Below are 22,366 nucleotides of genomic sequence, written 5' to 3' on the forward strand. Positions count from 1 at the left end.
CGATGCGTAGATTCAAAATGTCATAGCGTCCTTTGCCCGTCTGATCAGACGACCGATCGGCTTGACTGCTGGGACGCCGGAGACGCGTGCCCCGGCAGAATCAATCCAGGCTGGCGCCGTCGCCGCCGCCCTGCGGCACGAGCTGTTCGTAGGAGGGCAGAGGCTCCTCCGGAGCCGCCTGGACACCTGGGGGCGGCGGCGTGCCGGCCGGCGTCTGCTGCACCGTGCGGGCAGCCGGGCTCTCGGGCTGCTGCGGCTGCTGGTCCTTCATCAGAACCTCGACATCGGTATTCCGGCCGGCAACCACTGTAAAATCGCGCTGATAGATCTTGTCCTTGTTGCGGGCGATGGCCGAATATTCGCCCTCGGCAAGAACCATGGTCGGAAAGGCGCTGACGCTTTCGCCGACACTGTCGCCGGCGGCCGTCAGGATCGACCAGGCCGTGTCGGCGATCGCCTCGCCGCCGGCTTCGGAGACCAGCTTGAAGGTCATCTGGGCGGCGCGGTGCTGGATCGTTGCCTCTGTGAGCTTGCCGGCCTCGACCTGGATGTCGGCGCGGATGACGGCGTTGACGCTGCCATATTCGGAAACGATGTGATAGGTGCCGGCGTTGAGGCGCACGACGGTGTTCGGCGAGACATCGGCCAAGACGAGACCGCGCTCGCCATCGTCGCGCACTTCCGAGGAATAGATCGAGAAACTCAACTGGTCGGGGCGGATGCGGGCATCGGTGCCGGAGACAGCGTTGAGCAGCAGGCCGCCGGCATCAAGGACCATCACCTGCTTGTCGACCTCGCCGTCAGCGGGCACGGTCAGCTTCTTGGTGACGCCGGCGCGGCCGAAGGAGACATTGACGAAATAATCACCCGGAGCGAGCTGGAAGGCGGCGGGTCCGCCCTTGGCGCTGGCGATCAGCGGCAGCTTGCCGTCGGCTCCGGCGATCGGGCTGAAGACATACCAGGAAAGGCCATCCTCGACGGGCGTACCGTCGGCCGTCAGCTTGGCTTCCATCGCGACGTCGCGCAGCTTGGCGCCCTCAGGTGCGGTGCCGGGCGCGATGAAGGCGTTGAGCTTCGGCATCTTCGACGTCGAGTCGAGCTGTTTGAAATCCTTGAAGGCATCCTGCGCACCGGCGCCGACGACAGGCATCAATACCATCAGGGCAATGGCGAGGCCGGTGCGTGCAAGAGGCGAAATGCCAAACATCTGTTTCGTGAACCGATTGACTTCTGAAATCGCAAAGGCCACTTCAAGACCAACGCGATGGCAAATTCAAGACCCACGCTTTGCAGCAGCATAAAAATGAAAGTTTCTCCCGCATGAAATCCGATATCAAGTTGATCGATTACCTCGCCGTGCGCCGTTCCATCCCCGCTTTCCAGATGTGCGAACCCGGCCCCGAAAAGGCCGAGATCGAAGAGATCCTGCGGCTTGCTTCGCGTGTTCCCGACCACGGCAAGATCGCTCCCTGGCGCTTCATCGTCTATCGCGGAGATGAGCGTGCGCGCCTCGGCAAGGAGCTTCTCAAACTGGCGCTCGAGGCAAAGCCGGACCTTTCCGAAGAAATGATCCAGGTCGAGCGCACCCGCTTCACCCGCGCGCCGGTCGTCGTCGCCGTGGTCAGCAAGGCGGGGCCGCATATCAAGATCCCGGAGTGGGAGCAGCTGATGTCGGCGGGCGCGCTTTGCTTCAATGTCATTCTTGCCGCCAATGCCAGCGGCTATGTCGCCAACTGGCTGACGGAATGGTTCGCCTATGACGAACGCGCCTATCCGCTGCTCGGCGTCGAGCCCGGGGAAAAGGTGGCGGGTTTCATCCATATCGGCTCGACGACATTCCCGGCGATCGAGCGGCCGCGGCCGGAGCTTGCCGATACGGTGACCTGGGTCGGCGGAGCGGACTGATGTTCTACACGACGGACAGCAACCGGCACGGCCTCGCGCATGATCCCTTCAAGGCGATCGTTTCGCCGCGGCCGATCGGTTGGATCGGCAGCAAGGGCAGGGACGGTTCGATCAATCTTGCGCCCTATTCCTTCTTCAACGCCGTCGCCGACCGGCCGAAGCTGGTGATGTTTTCTTCCGCCGGACGCAAGGACAGCCAGCGCAATGCGGCGGAAACCGGCGCCTTCACCTGCAATTTCGTCAGCCGCGATCTCGCCGAAAAGATGAACCTCTCCTCGGCGGCGCTGCCTTACGGCAACAGCGAATTCGATTTCGCCAGGCTGACGCCGAAACAGTCCGAACTGATCGACGTCCCCTATGTCGTCGAGGCTTACGCCGTGCTCGAATGCAGGGTCACCGAAATCTTCGAGCCGAAGACGTTATCGGGTGTGCCGTCCGAAAACGTCCTCGTCTTCGGCGAGGTGGTCGGCATCCATATCGACGAGTCGATCGTCAGGGACGGCCGGCTCGACATGTCGATCGCGCGGCCTGTCGCGCGCATGGGCTACATGGATTACAGCGAAGGCAGCGATGTTTTCGAGATGTTCCGGCCGCAGATACCAAAGGCGGAAGCCTGAGCGCAAGGCATACAAAGCCTTAAGAAATATGGTGAACCAATCTTAAACCTTTTGTCGCTACGGTCGCAGCATTGAATGAAACGCGAAGGAATCGCGTTCAAGTGCTGGGGCGTCGCGTGATCGTAGAAGCTTTCCTTCGTTGGATCGAAACGGCCAAGACCGGTGATCGGGCCCGGGCCGCGAACGCACTCGGTCGAGCCTATCTGCAATCCGAGATGAGCGGCGAGGAGCGGGCGGCAGCCGAGATGGCGATGACCGTTCTTCTTGATGACCCGTCGCCGCGTGTGCGGCTTGCGCTGGCCGAGGCGATCGCCTGGTCGCCTGATGCGCCGCGCAGCCTGATCCTTTCGCTTGCCGCGGACCAGCCCGAGGTTGCCTGCCACGCCGTCACCTGTTCGCCGCTTCTCAGCGACGCCGATCTTGTCGATCTCGCCGCACGCGGCAACGGCGCCACCCGCATGCTGATCGCGGCCAGAGCCCATGTCACCCGTCCGGTCTCGGCTGCACTCGCGGAGGTCGGCGATGAAGACGAAGTGCTCTGCCTGCTCGAAAACGACGGCGCGGCCATCTCCGGCCAGTCGTTGAAACGCATCGCTGAGCGGCTTGGCGATTGCTACGATGTCCGCAACCTGCTGCTCGACCGCAGCGATCTTCCGGCCGATGCCCGCCAGCTGCTCGCCCAGCATGTCAGCAATGCGCTGGTCGGCCTGCCGCTGGCGCAGGCGGCGATCGGCCTGCAGCGGCTCCAGCGCATCAGCCGCGAGGCGACCGAGGCAGCCATCGTTTCGATCGCCGGTGATATCGCGCCGCGGGAGGTACCGGATCTCGTCGAGCATCTGCGCCTCAACGGCCGGCTGACGCCGTCCTTGCTGATGCATGCGCTCTGCGCCGGCAAGCTGGATTTCTTCGCTGCTGCAATCGTGGATCTGACAGCGTGCAGTGAGCGCAGGGTGCGCTCGATCCTGGCAACCGGGCGCATGCACGCCGTGCGCGCGCTCTACGAATCCGCCGGCCTGCCGAGGGATATCAGCGTAATCTTCGTCGAGGCGACGCTTCTGTGGCGCGAGGCCGCGCGAAAGGCGCCAGGCAGCATGCTGGGCACTGTCGGCGGCCGTCTTCTCGAAAAATTCCGCCATCACCATGGCGCACACGGCGCGGCCGGAGAACTGCTCGACATGGTGGAAAAGCTTCATGTCGCCGAGCAGCGCCAATCGGCCCGTGTCTATGCGGCGCTTGCGGCGGCCTAGTCGTTCAGCCGGGTCACTACCCAGGAATAGCTGGCGGATACGAAATGCACGGGCTTGGAAAGCGTCTCCTTGACGTCTCGGCCGGATGGCAGATGGGCGCGGACCTGGCCTGCGATGTTTTCAGCAAAGCCGGCGAGGCCTCTTGGTTCTTCGGATGCCGCAGGAGTGGTGTCGGCCGCGGCGACAGGCAAGGGCGCCGGTTTCGGCGGTTCGGCGGCGGCCAGCGCTTTCGGCGCCTCGCACACGGCGATCACCGAGGGATAGCTGACATTGGCATAGGCCTTGAGCCGGCGTTCGGCTTCGGCATCGCAAGCGGCAACGGTTTCCCAGCGTTTGTCGACCGTTGCGACATAGCTGCATTGGCTGACGGAATCGTCGCAACCGAGAATGGTCATTGCGATGAGCACCGCTTGCATATTCTGCCTCCTTGGCTATTGAACTGAGATCGCCTTAGACGGCGCAATTCCAACCGAAACAAGGCGAAGGCATTAACTCTTCGTCATGTCAGCAAAAATTTGCGCCTCCCGCAAACATTGGAAACCATCATGTCCGTCACTATCGCCCAGGAGCCGCCGCGCCAGGACGCCATCATCCGCCTTCTCGATCTTTCCGACGCCTATGCAGCGTCGCTTTATCCCGCGGAGAGCAACCACATGGTCGACCTCTCCTTGCTGGAGAAACCTTCGGTAAGCTTCTTCGTCGCCCGCAATGAGGGGGCGATCGTCGGATGCTGCGCGCTGGTCGAGGCCGGCGACGGAACGGCGGAGATCAAGCGCATGTTCGTTGACCCACAGGCGAGGGGATTGAGGATCGCGAGCGGGCTGATGAATGCGCTGGAGGCGATCGCGAGGGAAAAGCGGCTGACGGCGATCCGGCTCGAGACCGGTATCTATCAGCCGGAGGCGATCGCTCTCTACCGCAAATACGGGTATCGGGAGATCGAGGCTTTCGGCACCTATCTGCCGGATCCGCTCAGCTTGTTCATGGAAAAGCGGCTGGGATAGGCTTCACCAAGGCAGTTCAGCCTTCGGCGACGCGCGGGATCGGCTTGGACGGCGGCGGGGCCTGTTCGTCGATGACGATCTGCGGCACCCGCTCGCTGCTCTCGGCGTTGCGGGCCTCATGGATCCATTCGCGCCAGATGGCGACGATCAGCGCCATCAGCACCGGGCCGATGAAGAGGCCGAGAAAACCCATCGTCTTGACGCCGCCGACAAGGCCGAAAAAGGTCGGCAGGAAGGGCAGCTTGATCGGGCCGCCGACGAGCTTCGGCCGCAGCGTCTTGTCGACGATGAAGAGCTCGACAGTGCCCCAGACGAAAAGGCCGACGCCGGCGACATGCGAGCCGCTCGCCAGGAGATAGATGGAAACCAGCGTGAAGGAGAGCGGCGCACCGCCCGGTATCAGAGCCATCACCCCCGTGAGCACGCCGAGCGTTACCGGCGACGGCACGCCGGCGATCCAATAAGCCACACCGAGCACGATGCCTTCGCCGATGGCAATCAGCGTCATGCCCATGACGGTGGAGCTGATCGTTGCCGGGACGACGCGGGAAATGCGCTCCCAGCGGTTCGGCAGGATCCGCTCGCCCAGCATGTCGATCTGCTTCGAGAAGGAGAAGCCGTCGCGATAGACGAAGAACAGGGCGATCAGCATGAAGAGCAGCGTCAGGAGAAGATGGAAAGCGCCGCCGCCGGCTGCCAGCACGGCGCGATAGATGTTGCCGATGTGGGCGCCGCTGATCGCCTGGATGAGTTCGCCGAGAGCGCCGGGACTGCCGACATATTTGGTCCAGAGATCATCGAGATAGGGGCCGGCAAACGGCAAGGCAACGATCCAATCCGGTGTCGAGGCGCCGGCGCGGTTGGCGTGGATCGCCCAGGCGAGCCAGGTGCGCACTTCGCCCGTCGTATAGGTGACCGCGAGCCCGATCGGGATGACCAGGAAGGTAAGGATCATCAGGATGGCGATGGTCGCGGCGACCGTCGTATTGCCGCCGACGCGGGCAAGCAGCTTGCGATAGAGCGGCCAGCTGGCAAAGCCGATGACCAGCGCCGCCAGCACCGGCACGAGGAAACCGTAGAAGAAATAGACCCCGGCGGCGGCGACCAGCACCAGCAGCCAGCGCGCCGCCGAAATGGAGGGAATCAGCGGCGTGCGCGTCGGCGCCGACGGCCCCAGCCATCGCGGCTCATGATTGCTTTTCTGACGGTCGAACACACCCACGCGCGCCTCTTCTTATTCTTGTACTCTGGTTATGGGCCATGAACCCGGCGGTTTCAAGGTCCGCGCCGTGAAAGCTGATATAAAGCATCACTGTTCGGCCGTCGGACACGGCGTCTTACTGCCGCGGGCGGCTGAGAACCTTGAAGGCGTAGAATTGCGTCTTCTGATTGGTCGAGAAATTATTGTCGAAGCCGAGGATGAGGACGTCGGTCCCGTCCTTGGCCTTGCCGAGCGACATCGCCTCGATATTGTCGGGAACGAGGCCAATTGCTCTGAGATCGAGGATCTGGCTCTTGCCGGCGGGGACGACAGGCGGGTCGTTCTTGGCGAGTGACGGGATGGCGGATATGTCGGTCGCGTCGGCGAGATCCATCATCGTGATCTTGACGTTATTGCCGAAGCCTTCGGCGTAGCTGCGCTCGACGGCGAGCAGGCGGTGATCGTCAAGGGCGATCATTTCCGACATGCCGTTGTCGTTGCCGCCGTCGGCCTTGGTGGCGGCCTGCGGGATCGGCGAGACGGGATAGACATACTCAGCCTTCGGCTCGCCGGTTGCGCCGTCATAACGAATGATGCGCGACAGGCTGCCCGTCGTCAGCAACGGTTTCGGCCCATCCTGGTAGAGGGCGGCTTCGACGCCGACGAAAACGTCGCCCGAGGGCGCGACGGCGAGATCTTCGAAAGCGAGGTTGTCGCGGATGCCGGTCGACTTGTCGATGGCCGGAGCAGAGCCCTCCGGCAGTTTGAACTCGCGCGCGAATGAACCGTCCGGCGTCGTGACGCGGATGAAGGGCGGCAGCAGCACCTTGGCATCGCCTTCGCTGCCCCAGTAGATGCCGTCCTTGCCGAGGCGGATCGATTCCGGGTCGACGGTCTTGGCGGCGAAGAGCTCACCGGTCTTGTCTTTCGGCGTCACATGCTTGTCGACGGAAACGCCCTTGAGGCGCGATGCATCGACGTCGATGTCGAGTTCATAGAAGCGGGCCGGCGCCTTGTCCGAACGGTCGTCGCTGATGGCGATATAGTGGCCGGTGGCGGCATCGAAATCGAGGCCTGAGATGCCGCCGAACTCGACGCCGTTTTCGATCTGCCCCGTGGGGATGACGAATTCGCCGAGATAGGAGAGCGAAATGCCGGCGGCGCAATCGCCGAAGGGGCAGGCGCTCATGAAAGTGGCGCCGATATCGGTGGCGCTGACGGTGACGGTGCTGGACAGGAGAACGAAAGCGGCAGTCGCGGCAAAACGCTTGGTCATGGCAAAATCCGGCAAGGGTTGAAAACGGCTCGAACCGGCGCAGGCGCTTCTCCCCGGGGGAGGTCGCGCGCCGTCCGCTTCATGCACCGGTTATTTGACCGAGTTGTTACGGTTCTTCGTCAGTTCCGTGAAATCGCAGATGCTAAAATGCGGCGCGCCGGGCGTATCTGTCAGATCGTTCGGCGCGCCTGAGATGTATTTAAATATCAAGGTTTTCAGCGAAGGCCGCACGCTCCTGGATGAAGCGGAAGCGGGCCTCGGGCTTGGTGCCCATCAGATCGTCGACGGCGCTGCGGGTGCCTTCGAAATCCACCTCGTCGATCAGCACCCGGAGCAGGGTGCGCTTGGCCGGGTCCATGGTGGTTTCCTTGAGCTGGGCGGGCATCATTTCGCCGAGGCCTTTGAAGCGGCTGATCTCCACCTTGGCCTTGCCCTTGAATTCCGTCTGCATCAGCTCGGCGCGATGATTGTCGTCGCGCGCATAGGCGGATTTCGCTCCTTGGGTGATCTTGTAGAGCGGCGGCACGGCGAGGAAGAGATGACCGCCACGCACCAATTCCGGCATTTCCTGATAGAAGAAGGTGATGAGCAGCGAGGCAATGTGAGCGCCGTCGACATCGGCATCGGTCATGACGATGATGCGCTCGTAGCGCAGATCTTCCTGCCGGTATTTCGAGCGCGTGCCGCAGCCGAGCGCCTGAATGAGATCGGCGAGCTGCTGGTTGGCGCCGAACTTCTCGCGGCCGGCGCTGGCCACGTTCAGGATCTTGCCGCGCAGCGGAAGGATCGCCTGGTTGGCGCGGTTGCGCGCCTGCTTGGCTGAGCCACCTGCCGAATCGCCCTCGACGATGAAGAGTTCGGCGCCTTCGGCGGTGTTCTGCGAGCAGTCGGCAAGCTTGCCGGGCAGGCGCAGCTTGCGCACCGCCGTCTTGCGGTTGACTTCCTTCTCCTTACGGCGGCGCAGCCGCTCCTCGGCGCGCTCGATCACCCAGTCGAGCAGCTTGGCCGCTTCGTTCGGGTTGTCGGCAAGATAGTGGTCGAAGGGGTCGCGCAGTGCGTTCTCGACGATGCGCTGGGCCTCGACCGTCGCAAGCTTGTCCTTGGTCTGGCCGACGAATTCCGGCTCGCGGATGAAGACCGACAGCATGCCGACGGCCGAGATCATCACGTCGTCGGTGGTGATCTGGGCAGCGCGCTTGTTCTGGGTCAGATCGGCATAGGCCTTCAGGCCCTTGGTCAGCGCGATGCGAAGGCCGGCCTCATGCGTGCCGCCTTCGGGGGTCGGGATGGTGTTGCAATAGGAATGCACCTGCGGATCGCCGCCATACCAGGTGATCGCCCATTCCATCGAACCGTGGCCGCTGGCCTTCTCCGTCTTGCCGGCGAAGATTTCGCGGGTGACGGTGAATTCCTTGCCCATCGTCGCCTGGAGATAGTCCTTGAGGCCGCCGGGGAAGTGGAAGGTGGCCTTGTCAGGCACCTCGGAGCCTTCGGGCAGTACGCCAGGCTCGCAGCTCCAGCGGATCTCGACGCCGCCGAAGAGGTAGGCCTTCGAGCGCGCCATGCGAAAGACGCGGGCGGCCTCGAACTTCATGTGGTCCCCAAAGATCTGGGGGTCGGGATGGAAGCGCACGCGGGTGCCGCGGCGATTGTGGACGTCGCCCAGTTCTTCGAGCCCACCTTGCGGCAGGCCGCGGGAAAAGTGCTGGCGGTAAAGCTTGCGGTTTCGTGCCACCTCGACTTCGAGGAAGTCGGAGAGGGCGTTGACCACCGAGACGCCGACGCCGTGCAGGCCGCCCGATGTCTCGTAGGCCTTGCCGTCGAATTTGCCGCCGGCATGCAGCTTGGTCATGATGACTTCGAGCGTCGACTTGCCCGGCACCTGCGGATGGTTCTCGACCGGGATGCCGCGGCCGTTGTCAGTGACGGTCAGATAACCCTGCAGATCGAGATGCACTTCGATGAAATTGGCGTGTCCGGCAACCGCCTCGTCCATGGCGTTGTCGATGACTTCGGCGAAGAGGTGATGCAGCGCCTTTTCGTCGGTGCCGCCAATATACATGCCCGGGCGCATGCGCACCGGTTCGAGGCCTTCCAGGACCCGGATCGATGAGGCGCCATAGTCATCCGCGTTCGAGGCCACAGGTGCCGGGCGCGCCGGCGCCGACGGCACGGCGGTCAAGGGGGCGGCCGCCGGCGGACGTTCGCTCGGCGCGGCAGGTTTCTGCGCCTCCTCGCGTTTTTCGGAGAGGGGCAGTCCGGAAAAAAGGTCGTTGCTGTCGTCCATGGAGCCGTTCAGATCTTCGTCCTGTCTTGGGTCTGGCTTGGGCTTGCATCCGCCGCCGACCCAAAATCACCGCATTTCATGTCACGTTTGCGAATCAGGCAGATTCTGCCAGAAAGCACCGCGATACGCGACACCGCCGGATTGGCGGGCTTTGACACATGATTTGCGTTGCCGGGCGCGGAATGGCAAGCGGCGGCAGGCTTCAGGAAACCATCCGCATGCGAATGTCCACAAGTGATTACACGGTTATATCAGCAATTGCGGCCTTTTTCCTATCCGCAGCCGTTCTTTCCGCCGGCGGACCGGCGCGGGCGGCCGACACTCTGCCGCCTTTCAAGGACGACCTGTTCTCGAAGCAGTCTGTGCTGCAGACCAGCGACGGCGGCGCCTCCGAGGTCATCGATTATGACGAGATGCGCGATATCAACGGCCGCGACCAGATCCCCGAGAAGCGGGCGCAGCAGAAATATGTGTCTCTCGCCATCCGCAAGGCTCAGGCGGATGAAACCCTCTCTCTCGACGGCATCAGGCTCGATGTCACCAGGGTGGGACCGGCCGCGAATGCCGCCATCACGGTGATTTTCATCCACGGCCGCGATGGCGACCGCCGGCTCGGGGCCAATGATTACAGCTTCGGCGGCAATTTCAACCGGCTGAAGAATCTCGTCGCCGGCAATGGCGGCGTCTATTATTCGCCGACGGTCAGGAGCTTCGACAGCAACGGCGTTGCCGCGATCGAAGGCCTCATACACTATGCCAGCGCGCAATCGCCCGGCCGGCCGGTGATCCTGTCCTGCGCCTCCATGGGCAGTCAGGTCTGCTGGGGCATCGCGCGTGACGAGGCCAGCGTCAAGCGGTTGAAGGGCATGTTGATCATGAGCGGCGTCACCGATCCGGATTTCACCAGAAGCGCCTTCTACAAGGCGAAGCTGCCGCTCTGGTTCGCGCATGGCAGCCGCGATCCGGTCTACGCCGCCGCCGACCAGCAGGCGCTGTTCGAGAGCCTGCGCAAGGCAAAATATCCGACGCACTTCACGCTGTTTCAGACCGGCAATCACGGAACGCCGATCCGAATGATCGACTGGCGCAGGGTCTTGAACTGGATTCTTGCGGCTTAACGGGCGTTTTCCGGCAGAAATATGCCCGAGATCGCAGAGATTCCCGTTACGTCAGGGGCATGATGCTTTTCTTTGCCGCAAGCTTTTGATAATGCGGCCAGGGATATGAAGTTTTGTGGAAGGCCGGCATGACACCTGACGTGCGCCCGCTGGTGGCGGGAAATTGGAAAATGAACGGCACGCGTGCCTCCCTCGATCAGATCAAGGCGATCGCCGAAGGTGTTCGCCCGCCGCTCGCCGACAAGGTCGAGGCGCTGATCTGCCCGCCGACGACGCTGCTCTACGTGGCGACCGCGCTGTGCACCGACAGCCCGCTGGCGATCGGCGCGCAGGACTGCCACCAGAAGCCATCCGGTGCGCATACCGGCGACATTTCCGCCGAAATGATCGCCGATAGTTTCGGTACCTACGTGATTGTCGGCCATTCCGAGCGTCGCACCGACCATGCCGAGACGGATCATCTCGTCCGCGCCAAGGCGGAGGCGGCTTTTGCCGCCGATCTCACTGCGATCATCTGCATCGGCGAGACGGCCGACGAACGCCGCGCCGGGCAGGAGCTAGACGTCATCAAGCGCCAGCTTTCCGCCTCGGTTCCCGATGCCGCAACCGCCGAGAACACGGTCATCGCCTACGAGCCGATCTGGGCGATCGGCACCGGGGTCACGCCGACATCGGGCGATGTCGAGAAGGCGCATGCCTTCATGCGGGCGGAACTCGTCTCCCGCTTCGGCGACGAAGGCCGCAAGATGCGCCTTCTCTACGGCGGCTCGGTCAAGCCCGCCAATGCCGGCGAGCTGCTTGGCATCGCCAATGTTGACGGTGCGCTGATCGGCGGGGCGAGCTTGAAAGCCGCCGACTTCCTCGCCATCTACCGGGCCTATGAGGCGCTGCTCGCCTGACGCGTTGTTCATAGCTCGGTTTATTCCGGCAGAAGGGCTTGGAATAGGCGAGAGCCTCATGTAAAGAGCCGCCAGAATTCTTATTTATGTCCGTCTCCAGACGGGCAGGACTGGACCCATGCAGACAGTATTGATTGTCATCCATCTCATGATCGTGCTCGCCCTCGTCGGCGTCGTGCTCATTCAGCGCTCGGAAGGCGGCGGCCTCGGCATCGGCGGCGGTTCGGGCTTCATGTCGGCCCGCGGCACGGCCAATGCACTGACCCGCACGACCGCGATCCTTGCGACCTTGTTCTTCCTCACCTCACTTGGCCTCGGCATACTGACGCGTTACGAGGGCCGTCCGAGCGACATCCTCAACCGCATCCCCGCGACGAGCGGCCAGGGCAACGGCATTCTCGATTCGCTCGGCGGCGGTGCACAGGCCCCGGCGAACCAGCCGGCCGGCAATGGCGTTCCGAGCAGCGGTGCGGCTGCGCCAGCACAGCAGGCTCCGGCACAGGCTCCGGCGGCCACCGCGCCTTCAACGACAGCGCCGGCAGCAACCGCTCCTGCGACGACCGCCCCGGCAGCGCCCGCAACTCCGGCCACGCCGGCGCCGGCTCAGCCTTCAGGCGTCCCGACGGGACAGTAAACCGATCTTCGACATAAACCGCCGGCAGGCCCTCGGGTCTGCCGGTTTTCTTTTGTTCAGATTCCCGCGCCACCCTCCGAAAATTCCGGAAAAGAGTTTTTGGGGCTGGCGGAATCGTTTTTGAAAAGGTATCCGGTGAAGCCCATGGCGCGATACGTATTCATCACTGGCGGCGTGGTTTCCTCCCTCGGAAAAGGAATTGCGGCCGCGGCTCTCGGAGCGTTGCTGCAGGCCCGTGGATATCGGGTCCGGCTTCGCAAGCTCGATCCCTATCTGAACGTGGACCCGGGCACGATGAGCCCGACCCAGCACGGCGAGGTCTTCGTCACCGACGATGGAGCGGAAACCGATCTCGATCTCGGCCACTACGAACGCTTCACTGGGCGTTCGGCGACCAAGACCGACAACATCACCACCGGCCGCATCTACAAGAACATCATCGACAAGGAACGCCGCGGCGACTATCTCGGCGCGACGGTGCAGGTCATCCCGCACGTCACCAACGAGATCAAGGATTTCGTCACCGAGGGCAATCAGGACTACGATTTCGTCATCTGCGAGATCGGCGGCACGGTCGGCGATATCGAAGCAATGCCCTTCATGGAGGCGATCCGCCAGCTCGGCAACGACCTGCCGCGGGGCACCGCCGTCTACGTCCATCTGACGCTGATGCCTTACATTCCGGCGGCCGGCGAGCTGAAGACCAAGCCGACGCAGCACTCGGTCAAGGAGCTGCAGGCGCTCGGCATTCATCCCGATATCCTGCTGGTGCGCGCCGACCGCGAAATCCCGGAGGCGGAGCGCCGCAAGCTCTCGCTGTTCTGCAACGTGCGTCCGTCGGCGGTCATTCAGGCGCTTGATGTGGCCAACATCTACGACGTGCCGATGGCCTACCACAAGGAAGGGCTCGACGACGAAGTGCTCGCCGCCTTCGGCATCGAACCGGCGCCAAAGCCTCGTCTTGACCAGTGGGAAGAGGTCTGCAACCGCATCCGTACGCCGGAAGGCGAGGTGACGATCGCGATCGTCGGCAAATATACCGGTCTCAAGGATGCCTATAAGTCGCTGATCGAGGCGCTGCATCACGGCGGCATCGCCAATCGCGTCAAGGTCAAGCTCGAATGGATCGAGTCCGAAGTCTTCGAAAAGGAAGATCCGGCGCCCTATCTCGAAAAGGTGCACGGCATCCTGGTGCCCGGCGGCTTCGGCGAGCGCGGCTCCGAGGGCAAGATCCATGCAGCGCGCTTCGCCCGCGAGCGCAAGGTGCCTTATTTCGGCATCTGTTTTGGCATGCAGATGGCCGTCATCGAGGCGGCGCGCAATCTCGCCGATGTGCCTGACGCTTCATCGACCGAATTCGGCCCTGCGAAGGAGCCGGTGGTCGGCTTGATGACGGAATGGATCAAGGGCAACGAGCTGCAGAAGCGCACGGCGGCCGGCGATCTCGGCGGCACCATGCGCCTCGGCGCGTACAAGGCGGCGCTGAAGAAGGGCACGAAGATCTCGGAGATCTACGGCTCGACGGATATTTCCGAGCGTCATCGCCACCGCTACGAAGTCAATATCGACTACAAGGATCGGCTCGAGAGTTGCGGCCTCGTCTTCTCCGGCATGTCGCCCGATGGCGTGCTGCCGGAGACGATCGAATATCCTGACCATCCCTGGTTCATCGGCGTGCAGTATCACCCGGAACTGAAGAGCCGGCCGCTCGACCCGCATCCGCTGTTTGCAAGCTTCATCGAAGCGGCGACCGAACAGAGCCGTCTCGTCTGACGCATGCGGCGCCAGATCGCGCTGTAATGCGCGATCTGGATAATTCGTCATCCTACTTTCAGGCAGCGGCCGGCAACGGCCCGATATAGACGGAACGCGGGCGGATCAGCCGGCCGTCGAGCGCTTGTTCGCGGGCATGGGCCAGCCATCCCACAGTACGACCGATTGCAAAAACGCCGGTGAAGGCCTGCCTGGGAAAGCCGAGGGCTTCGAGCAGCAGCGCGGTATAAAATTCGACATTGACGTCGAGCGGCCGGTTCGGCTTGCGCGCCTTAAGGATCGCCAATGCGGCGGCTTCCACCGCCTCGGCGAGTTCGACGCGGGCCCCGTCGACCTGGCCTGACGCGATCACCGGCTTCAGCGCGCCTTTCAACGCATCGGCGCGCGGGTCGCGGACGCGGTAGATGCGGTGGCCGAAGCCCATCAGTCTTTCGCCGCGATCGAGTGCATCGGCAAGCCATGTGCCGGCATTATCAGGCATTCCCACCGCATCCAGCATGTCGAGGACGGGACCGGGTGCGCCGCCATGCAGCGGCCCCTTCAGCGCGCTCAACGCCGCCAGAACCGAAGAGGTGAGGCCGGCCCGCGTCGAGGCGATGACGCGTGATGCGAAGGTCGAGGCGTTGAGGCCGTGGTCTGATATCGTCACGAGATAGGTGTCGAGTGCCGCCGTCTGCTCCCTGGTCGGCAATCGTCCGGTCAGCATGCGCAGGATATCGGCTGCCTGCGGCAGCGAGGCGTCGGGCGCGATCGGCGTTTGACCGCGCTGCAGCCTGAGAATCGCCGGCAGGAAGACTGCCGGTGCTGCCAGAAGGCTGAGCGCGATGTCGAAATCCTCACGGTCCGGCAGCCTTGCGATCAGCGCCCGCATCGCATCGACCGGTGGCAGGGCGATCAAGGGGGCGTCGGCGGCTTTGATATGGGCGAAAACCTTCGTTCGTGCCTGTGCCAGCCAGTCGCGCAAGAGCGCCTCATCGAAGCTTCGCTCCATCAACCCGTCGAGCAGCAGTGCAGCGACGCGCTCATAGGTGCCGTCTGCGACCAGATGATCCAGCGATACGCCGCGGATGATCAGTCGACCCGCTTCGCCATCGACATCCGACAGCTGCGTTTCGGCGGCAATAACATCTTCCAAGCCGTTTTTCATGTGGGTTCTCCTTTACGGTTCGAATGATCCGACCTAGTCTTATTGACGTCAATCTTGACGCAATTGATCAATGTGAGGCCGTGATGCCGTGGTTGACCACCCACGAGGCGCTGCAGGCGCTGAAGACCAAACCGCAGACGCTCTACGCCAATGTCAGCCGAGGGCGCATCCGCGCCAAGCCCGATCCCGCCGATCCGCGCCGCAGCCTCTATCACGCTGCAGACGTGCGGCGGCTTGCAGATCGCCACGCCGGCCGCCGCAAGGCCGAAACGGTCGCGGCCGAGACAATCCGATGGGGCGACCCCGTTCTCTCCTCGACAATCTCCACCGTCACGGGCGGACGCCTTTTCTATCGCGGTAAGGACGTGGCCAATCTTGCCGAGACTGCGACGCTTGAGCAGACGGCGGCATTGCTTTGGAATGGAGCGGAGATGCCTGCATCCGCTACCGCGGCCGCGCATGGCCCTCCATCGCTTCAGGCCGCGTTCCTGGCGCTTGCCGGGCGCGTGACATCGGACCTGCCGTCGCTTGGCCGCTCGCCGGCGGTACTCCGGCGAGAGGCGCATGGGATTCTTGCAACGATCGCGGATGCGCTGGCGCCCGGCGCTTCGGACCAGCCGCTGCATCGCAGGCTGGCGGCTAGCTGGCATCGGCCGGAGGCCGGCGATTGCCTGCGTCGCGCGCTGGTGCTGCTTGCCGATCATGAACTCAACGCCTCGGCCTTTGCGGCACGAGTCACCGCCTCGTCGGGTGCGGCACTGTCGGCCGCCGTGCTTTCCGGCCTGGCGACGCTGACGGGACCGCTGCATGGCGCCGCCTGGCAGAGCGTCGATGCGTTGATCGAGGCGGCTTGCACCCTCGGTCCGGCGCAGGCGATCCGCCGAACCCTTGCACAGGGCAATCGCTTATCCGCCTTCGGTCATCCGCTTTATCCGGACGGCGATATCAGGGCGCTGGCGCTGCTTTCGCAATTTCCACTGCCGCCTGAGTTCGCCGAGGTCAGGGAGAGGGGCGAGGAGATCGTCGGGGAAAAGGTCAATATCGATTTCGCGCTTGCCGCGATGGCAGCGGCCTTCGATCTGCCGAGAGAGGCGCCGATCATCATTTTTTCGCTTGCACGCTGCACCGGCTGGCTTGCGCATGCGATGGAGCAGATCGAAAGCGGCGAATTGATCCGGCCACGGGCACGTTATACCGGACCGGCGCCCGATATGAAGAGCAGCACTTGAGGATGCGCGGTACGCTTTTTTTCGCCTATGGAAATATCCGAATTCGGCTATCATGCCTCGCATGGAAGAAGACGGTTGGCGGGCGCTTTCGCAGAAGCAGTTCCGCACGGTCACGGGGGCTTTCCATGAATATGACGTTTCTCAAGCTGTTTGCCGCCGGACTCGCTGCCGGCCTCATTCCGCATGACGCGGTGCTCGCGCAATCTGCGGGCTGCGCAATCTCGCGCGATGCCGGCGCCCGCCAGACGCTCAGTTGCCCTGGTGGCGTCAAGGTGACGGCGGAGGCCGGCGCGTCTTTCCAACTCTCCGACCGCAATCGTGATGGCAGTCCCGATTCGGCCTCGCTGCGGCGTAAGGCCATCCTCGTCGATGTCGACGGCAGTCAGCATGCGGGTGGTTTCCAGGTGGTGACACCGCAGGCGATCGCTGCCGTGCGCGGCACACGATGGGCTGTCGACGTCGCGGGCGGCAAGACCTCGGTCCTCGTCGTCAGAGGCAGCGTGGCCGTCCGCCGGCCTGCCGGCGAGCCGGTGGTGCTGTCGCCGGGCGAGGGCGTCGATGTTATCAACGGAGCCGAACCGCTGGTTGTGCGCCGCTGGCCCGCACCGCGTGTCGCCGCCCTTCTCGCCCGCCTCGGCCAATAAATGCCATGAGCCATCGCCTGCTGACCGTGATCGCGCTGCTGCTCGCCGGTCTCTGGGGCGCGGCGCTCGGCTATCTCAATCTCAATGGCGGGATCGGCCTTCTCGACCGGATGGAGGCCTCGCTCGCCGACATTCGCAGCATCGTCGTCGGAGCGAAGGCGCCGCCTCCCGTCGTCTCGATCGTCGCGATCGACGACCGTACGGCGGCGGCCCACGGCTATCCCCTTGACCGGGCGACACTGGCGCGCCTCATCAATGCGATCAACGCTTTGAAGCCGAAGGCTCTGGCTCTCGACATCCTGCTCGTCGATCCGGGACCGGAGGAGGGCGATGCGGCGGTGACCGCTGCCCTTGGAGAGGGACCGAGCGTGATTGCGGCGGCGGCCACCTTTGCGCAGAGCCGGCAGCGGGTTACCGACTTGGCGGACGATCCGCTTGCCGCCATCCCTGAGGCAGATCAGCTTCTCTTGCCGCTTCCCCGCTTTGCCGGCGCGGCTGCTGTCGGGGTCGTCAATGTCGCTACCGACCAGACCGGCACGCCGCGTTTCATTCCACTGATCTCGCGCGCCGCAGACCGGCTGGATCCGGCTTTTCCGCTGCGAGCCGCCTCGGTGGCGCTCGGTGTCGACCCGACTATCGAACGCGATGCGATCATGCTCGGAGCATTGCGCATTCCCACGGATATTGGCCAGCGCCTGCCGGTGACCTTCTATGGCCGGCGCGGCAGCATCGCCACGTCAAGCGCCGCCGATGCGCTTGACGGCAAGCTGGCGGCGGACGCGGTCACTGGCCGCATCGTGGTCATCGGTTCGACCGTCACCGGCGGCGGCGACGTCTTCCCGACGCCGTTCGATCCCGTCATGCCGGGCGTCGAGGTGATGTCGACCGCGATTACCCATCTCGTCACCGGCGACGGCATGGTGCGCGACCACAGGATCAGGCTGATCGATGCCGCCATGGCCGTCGGGCTGGCGATCGTGCTGGTTTCGCTGACCGCCTGGCGGCGCAGTGCTGCCGGCTATGCCATCATCGTGCTGGCGCTGGTCGTCTGGGCAATGCTCAATCTGGCAGCCTTTGCGCATGGCTATTGGCTGAGTGCCGCCCTGCCGATCGCCGCAGCATTGCCGCCGGTGCTGATCTTCGGCGCAGCCGAGCTCTGGCTCGACCGCGGCCGCGCCCGCCATTTCGCCGAACAGAGCGCGCTTCTGCAGCGTATCGAGGCGCCCGGCCTTGGAGAATGGCTGGCGCGCCATCCGAATTTCCTTGCCGCCCCGGTGCGCCAGAACGCCGCCGTCGTCTTCATCGATCTCTCGGGCTTCACCGGCCTCAGCGAAACCCTCGGCCCGGTCAAGGTGAGCGAAATGCTGAGCGGCTTCTTCGAAATCGTCGATGAGGAGGCGCGCGCCCACCGCGGCGCTATCACCAGCTTCATGGGCGACGGGGCGATGATCCTGTTCGGGCTGCCGGAGCCGGCCGACGACGATGCCGCCCGCGCCGTCGCCTGCGCGGTCAGCCTGTGCGAGCGGACGCGGCAATGGCTGGACGTTCATGCCGGGTTTGCCGAAAAGAAGATCAGCTTCAAGGTCGGCGCCCATTGCGGGCCGATCGTCGCCTCGCGGCTTGGCACCGGTGACCGGCAACAGATCACGGCAGCCGGCGATACGGTGAATGTCGGCAGCCGGTTGATGGAGATCGCTGCCCGCCACGGCGTCGAGCTGGCGCTCAGCGCCGAAATCGTCGGCGCCGCGGGGCCGGACAGCGTGCTCCTCGCGGCCGGCAGCATAGAGGGTCCGCTGGAAACAGCGCTGCGCGGCCGCGCCAGCCATATCGACGCCTGGCTGTGGCGCAGCCGCACGCTTTGACAATCGCTGCGGGAGCCGCTAGGAACGGCGCAAATACCCCGCCGGCTGGCTCCGGCCATGGCGCATTTCGCGCCTGAAAGCTCCGAAAGATCGAACTCATGACAGAATTCAACGGCGTCGTTCCGGCGATCGCCAAGGCGTTGCAGAAGCGCGGTTACGCCGAACTCACCCCGGTGCAGAAGGCGATGCTCGATCCTGATCTCGCCGCGTCCGATGCACTGGTTTCGGCTCAGACCGGGTCCGGCAAGACCGTCGCCTTCGGGCTGGCGCTGGCGCCGACGCTGCTCGACGGCAGCGAGCGTTTCGCCGCTGCCGGCGCGCCGCTCGCTCTCGTCATCGCCCCGACGCGCGAACTTGCCCTGCAGGTGAAGCGCGAACTCGATTGGCTCTATGAGATGACCGGTGCGGTGATTGCCAGCTGTGTCGGCGGCATGGACATCCGCAGCGAGCGCCGGTCGCTCGAGCGCGGCGCCCATATCGTCGTCGGCACGCCCGGCCGCCTCTGCGACCATATTCGCCGCCACGCGCTCGACATGTCGGAACTGAAAGCCGCCGTGCTGGATGAGGCCGACGAAATGCTCGACCTCGGCTTCCGTGAGGACCTGGAATTCATCCTCGACTCGGCACCGGACGAGCGCCGGACGCTGATGTTTTCGGCAACGGTGCCGGCGGCAATCGCCAAGCTCGCCAAGAGCTATCAGCGCGATGCCGTGCGCATCAGCACCGCGGCCGAGGAGAAGCAGCATGTCGATATCGAATATCGCGCCCTTGTCGTTGCCCCGAGCGACCGCGAGAACGCCATAATCAACGTGCTGCGTTATTACGAGGCAACCAACGCCATCGTCTTCTGTTCGACGCGCGCCGCCGTCAATCATCTGACCGCGCGCTTCAATAACCGCAATTTCTCCGTCGTGGCGCTGTCCGGCGAGCTGACGCAGAACGAGCGCAGCCATGCGCTGCAGGCGATGCGCGATGGCCGCGCCCGCGTCTGCATTGCAACCGACGTCGCCGCCCGCGGCATCGATCTGCCGGGCCTCGATCTCGTCATCCATGCCGACCTGCCGACCAATCCGGAAACGCTGCTGCATCGCAGTGGCCGTACCGGCCGGGCCGGACGCAAGGGCATCAGTGCCATGATCGTGCCGCAGAGTGCGCGGCGCAAGGCCGAGCGTTTGCTGGAGAATGCCGGCATTTCGGCAGCCTGGGCGCGGCCGCCGTCGGCCGAGGAGGTGAACGAGCGCGACGACGAGCGGCTGCTCGCCGACCCGATCTTCCGCGACGAGCCACAGGAGGAAGAACAGAAGCTGGTGCAGCACCTTCTCGCGAGCCACGGCGCCGACAAGCTCGCGGCCGCTTTCCTGCGTCTCTACCGCACCAACCATTCGGCGCCGGAAGATCTCATTGAGGTTACCGTTCAGGACGATCGCAGCCGTAAGCGCCGCGACAATGCCGCCCCCTTCGAGCCGGCGCAAAAGGGACCGCGCGAAGATTTCGGCCCGAGCGTGTGGTTCTCCGTCTCGGTCGGGCGCAAGCAGAATGCCGAACCGCGCTGGCTGATCCCGATGCTCTGCCGCAACGGCAACGTGACGAAGCGCGAGATCGGCGCGATCAAGATGCAGCCCGAGGAAACCTATGTGGAGATCGCGGCAGCGAGCGCCGAGAGCTTCCTGAACGCAATCGGACCGAACAAGGCGCTCGAACGCGGAATCCGCGTGACGAGGCTTGCCGGCACGCCGGATTTCAGCCGCGCGCCGTCGCCGAAACCCTATGCCGGCAAGGCATCCCGTGACGAACGGCCGGGCGAGGCGTTCCGCGACGAACGGCCGAAAAAGAAGTTCGGCAAGGGTTCGAGCGGCGGCTATGCCGCAGCCGACAATGGCGGCGGCGAACGGCGGGACGCCAAGCCCTGGAGCAATAAGGCAGGCAAGCCTGGCTACGATGGCGCGAAATCCGACAAACCCAGATTTGACAAGCCGAAATTTGAAGGCGGCAAGCATGAGGGCAAAGGCGGCGCTGGGCCAAAAGGCAAATTCTCGAAGAAGAAGCCCGGCTGATTTCGATCGCCGCGTGACCTCTTGACCGGCAGGATCAGACGACGATGAAACGCTCCGGCATGCCGCGTCCCGATCCGGCCGCCTTCATCAGGGCCAATCTGCCGATCTCACGGGTCCCCTCGATCCCCGAGATCCTGCTCCACACCGCCGGGCCTGCGAGCGGGCTCTGGCGGCTTGCCGGCCGTCGACAAGCCGACGCGCCGCCTTACTGGGCCTATCCATGGGCCGGCGGCGCCGTGCTTGCCCGCCATCTGCTCGACCGGCCGGAAATCGTTGCCGGTCGACGCGTCCTCGATCTCGGCGCTGGCTCCGGGTTGGTCGCCATCGCGGCGGCAAAAGCCGGAGCAGCAATAGTGACAGCGGTCGATATCGATGCCAATGCGATTGCCGCGATCGGTCTCAACGCGGCGATCAACGGGGTCACTATTGCGGTGATCGCCGCCAATATCATCGAGGCGTCCCCGCCGGAGACGGATGTTCTCGTGGTCGGTGACCTGTTCTACGATCCCCTTCTAGCCGTGCGGGTAACGGCCTTTTTGCGGCGTTGCCAGGCAAGCGGCATCGAGGTGCTGATCGGTGATCCGGAGCGGACCTATCTGCCGCAGGGCGATCTCAGCCGCGTCGCTACCCACGCCGTTGCCGATTTCGGCGCAAATACCGGGGCCAAAGCGGTGCAGGCGGGCGTCTTTTCGCTCCGGCAATAGCCGGAAGCGACTTAACAGCTAACCTGTCTGCCGCCGTACCCTCTATCCGCATCGAACGACTGCTTGGCCAGTGTAGACGAGCTGCCTTTATTTCCTGTCATCAACGCAGATTCCGGCTGATTCACAGGAGTCAGGAGAAATGCCGAAAGTTGCTGGAAGGGTCACATCAAAACATCTGTTGTCGGCCGAGTCGTCCACATCGATCAATGCGAACCAATTCTTTGTATTTCTGGTGGGAAAATAGTCTTCTGTCGGATAGTAGAACTTCGAATAACATTGGAGCGGCAGTATTTCTTTTGGGAGCGCTCCAGCTTTTACCAAACTCTGAAAATCATTTTGTTGAGCCGACATCGCCTTTTCGGTGAAGTCAGCGACAATCGGCTGGAGTTCCGGGTAGTTCGCGATGCAATCGCTTACGGTCCGGTCCTCGTTACCTTTATGTGCAGAGAAGATGTAGCCGATGGCGCCAGCCACTGGCTTGTATGCCACAGGCTTGCTTCCATCCAGGATCGTATAGCCCTTCAGCACGCCGAGCTTTTCAATCAGCGAACGATACCGCCTGAGATGCTCGTCCATATGGTCCGAGCAAAGGACAAGAGTTTTTGGCGTCATCTCGTCTTTGCGATCGGGCACGCTCCACTCAATCGCCCAAGGGGCACCGGGATCGGGAGGCGGCTCCAGCGCGGGGCTTCCTTGTGCCGCCGCAACGGCGGACGAACAGGCTGAGAGAAGGATGGCAGCCAATATCGTGCACCTGGGTAACAT

Annotated in this window: 20 protein-coding genes; 13 read left to right on the top strand and 7 right to left on the bottom strand. The window is 63.7% G+C overall.

Translation table 11 applies throughout. The features are described 5' to 3' along the window. Positions 1-100: 100 nt before the first annotated feature. Positions 101-1,207, bottom strand: coding sequence for a hypothetical protein (locus GGD53_RS26010; protein WP_184459619.1), 1,107 nt, complete (start codon positions 1,205-1,207; stop codon positions 101-103). 113 nt (positions 1,208-1,320) lie between these two features. Here GGD53_RS26010 and GGD53_RS26015 point away from each other — a divergent pair, with 113 nt between their 5' ends. From GGD53_RS26015 to GGD53_RS26025, 3 genes are all read left to right on the top strand, one after another. Then, positions 1,321-1,905, top strand: coding sequence for a nitroreductase family protein (locus GGD53_RS26015; RefSeq protein ID WP_184459620.1), 585 nt, complete (start codon positions 1,321-1,323; stop codon positions 1,903-1,905). Further along, positions 1,905-2,522 (top strand): flavin reductase family protein, encoded by a 618-nt coding sequence (locus tag GGD53_RS26020; RefSeq protein ID WP_184459621.1) that lies wholly within the window; start codon positions 1,905-1,907, stop codon positions 2,520-2,522. The genes GGD53_RS26015 and GGD53_RS26020 overlap by 1 nt, the downstream gene beginning before the upstream one ends. Before the next feature lie 101 nt (positions 2,523-2,623). Continuing rightward, positions 2,624-3,769, top strand: coding sequence for a DUF2336 domain-containing protein (locus GGD53_RS26025; protein WP_184459622.1), 1,146 nt, complete (start codon positions 2,624-2,626; stop codon positions 3,767-3,769). Here the strand turns inward: GGD53_RS26025 and GGD53_RS26030 are convergent. After that, a complete protein-coding gene (locus GGD53_RS26030) occupies positions 3,766-4,185 on the bottom strand; it encodes a hypothetical protein (protein ID WP_184459623.1) in 420 nt (139 codons plus the stop codon). The two genes, GGD53_RS26025 and GGD53_RS26030, sit on opposite strands and share 4 nt — an antisense overlap. 129 nt (positions 4,186-4,314) lie before the next feature. On the opposite strand from GGD53_RS26030, the gene GGD53_RS26035 reads away from it, so the two are divergent. After that, entirely contained in the window at positions 4,315-4,773 is a 459-nt protein-coding gene (locus GGD53_RS26035; RefSeq protein ID WP_184459624.1) for a GNAT family N-acetyltransferase, read from the top strand. Between the two features lie 16 nt (positions 4,774-4,789). On the opposite strand, the gene GGD53_RS26040 is transcribed toward GGD53_RS26035, so the two are convergent. The 3 genes from GGD53_RS26040 to parE all read right to left on the bottom strand — a co-directional run bounded on the left by GGD53_RS26040 (position 4,790) and on the right by parE (position 9,537). Continuing rightward, positions 4,790-5,995: an AI-2E family transporter gene (locus GGD53_RS26040; protein ID WP_184459625.1), complete on the bottom strand. Its 1,206-nt coding sequence runs from the start codon at positions 5,993-5,995 to the stop codon at positions 4,790-4,792. 115 nt (positions 5,996-6,110) lie between these two features. Beyond that, positions 6,111-7,250 carry an esterase-like activity of phytase family protein gene (locus GGD53_RS26045; RefSeq protein WP_184459626.1) on the bottom strand — a complete coding sequence of 380 codons (1,140 nt, stop codon included), beginning with the start codon at positions 7,248-7,250 and terminating at the stop codon, positions 6,111-6,113. A gap of 199 nt (positions 7,251-7,449) precedes the next feature. Continuing rightward, a complete protein-coding gene (gene parE / locus GGD53_RS26050; RefSeq protein WP_184459627.1) occupies positions 7,450-9,537 on the bottom strand; it encodes a DNA topoisomerase IV subunit B in 2,088 nt (695 codons plus the stop codon). Positions 9,538-9,755: 218 nt separating this feature from the next. Here parE and GGD53_RS26055 point away from each other — a divergent pair, with 218 nt between their 5' ends. The 4 genes from GGD53_RS26055 to GGD53_RS26070 all read left to right on the top strand — a co-directional run bounded on the left by GGD53_RS26055 (position 9,756) and on the right by GGD53_RS26070 (position 13,961). Continuing rightward, complete coding sequence (locus tag GGD53_RS26055) at positions 9,756-10,655, top strand: alpha/beta hydrolase (protein ID WP_184459628.1); 900 nt, start codon at positions 9,756-9,758, stop codon at positions 10,653-10,655. 128 nt (positions 10,656-10,783) lie between these two features. Next, positions 10,784-11,554: a triose-phosphate isomerase gene (tpiA, locus tag GGD53_RS26060; RefSeq protein ID WP_184459629.1), complete on the top strand. Its 771-nt coding sequence runs from the start codon at positions 10,784-10,786 to the stop codon at positions 11,552-11,554. Positions 11,555-11,672: 118 nt separating this feature from the next. Beyond that, a complete protein-coding gene (gene secG / locus GGD53_RS26065; RefSeq protein ID WP_184459630.1) occupies positions 11,673-12,188 on the top strand; it encodes a preprotein translocase subunit SecG in 516 nt (171 codons plus the stop codon). 144 nt (positions 12,189-12,332) lie between these two features. Next, positions 12,333-13,961, top strand: a complete 1,629-nt coding sequence (locus tag GGD53_RS26070) for a CTP synthase (RefSeq protein WP_184459631.1) — start codon at positions 12,333-12,335, stop codon at positions 13,959-13,961. Positions 13,962-14,019: 58 nt separating this feature from the next. Here GGD53_RS26070 and GGD53_RS26075 read toward each other — a convergent pair whose 3' ends face one another. After that, on the bottom strand, positions 14,020-15,108 hold the full coding sequence (locus GGD53_RS26075; RefSeq protein ID WP_184459632.1) for a citrate synthase/methylcitrate synthase: 1,089 nt from the start codon (positions 15,106-15,108) through the stop codon (positions 14,020-14,022). An 83-nt stretch (positions 15,109-15,191) separates the two neighbouring features. Here GGD53_RS26075 and GGD53_RS26080 point away from each other — a divergent pair, with 83 nt between their 5' ends. The 5 genes from GGD53_RS26080 (at position 15,192) to GGD53_RS26100 (ending at position 21,601) form a co-directional block, all read left to right on the top strand. Then, complete coding sequence (locus tag GGD53_RS26080) at positions 15,192-16,337, top strand: citrate synthase (protein ID WP_184459633.1); 1,146 nt, start codon at positions 15,192-15,194, stop codon at positions 16,335-16,337. A gap of 125 nt (positions 16,338-16,462) precedes the next feature. Further along, positions 16,463-16,981: a FecR domain-containing protein gene (locus tag GGD53_RS26085; protein ID WP_184459634.1), complete on the top strand. Its 519-nt coding sequence runs from the start codon at positions 16,463-16,465 to the stop codon at positions 16,979-16,981. A 5-nt stretch (positions 16,982-16,986) separates the two neighbouring features. Beyond that, positions 16,987-18,843, top strand: a complete 1,857-nt coding sequence (locus GGD53_RS26090) for a CHASE2 domain-containing protein (RefSeq protein ID WP_184459635.1) — start codon at positions 16,987-16,989, stop codon at positions 18,841-18,843. A 98-nt stretch (positions 18,844-18,941) separates the two neighbouring features. Beyond that, positions 18,942-20,897 carry a DEAD/DEAH box helicase gene (locus GGD53_RS26095; protein ID WP_184459636.1) on the top strand — a complete coding sequence of 652 codons (1,956 nt, stop codon included), beginning with the start codon at positions 18,942-18,944 and terminating at the stop codon, positions 20,895-20,897. Positions 20,898-20,941: 44 nt separating this feature from the next. Further along, positions 20,942-21,601 carry a class I SAM-dependent methyltransferase gene (locus GGD53_RS26100; protein WP_184459637.1) on the top strand — a complete coding sequence of 220 codons (660 nt, stop codon included), beginning with the start codon at positions 20,942-20,944 and terminating at the stop codon, positions 21,599-21,601. 87 nt (positions 21,602-21,688) lie between these two features. On the opposite strand, the gene GGD53_RS26105 is transcribed toward GGD53_RS26100, so the two are convergent. Then, the gene (locus GGD53_RS26105) at positions 21,689-22,366 is read right to left on the bottom strand and encodes a hypothetical protein (protein WP_184459664.1); all 678 of its coding nucleotides are present in this window, start codon (positions 22,364-22,366) and stop codon (positions 21,689-21,691) included.

The organism is Rhizobium aethiopicum, from assembly GCF_014197535.1.
GTDB classification, from domain to species: Bacteria; Pseudomonadota; Alphaproteobacteria; order Rhizobiales; family Rhizobiaceae; genus Rhizobium; species Rhizobium aethiopicum_A.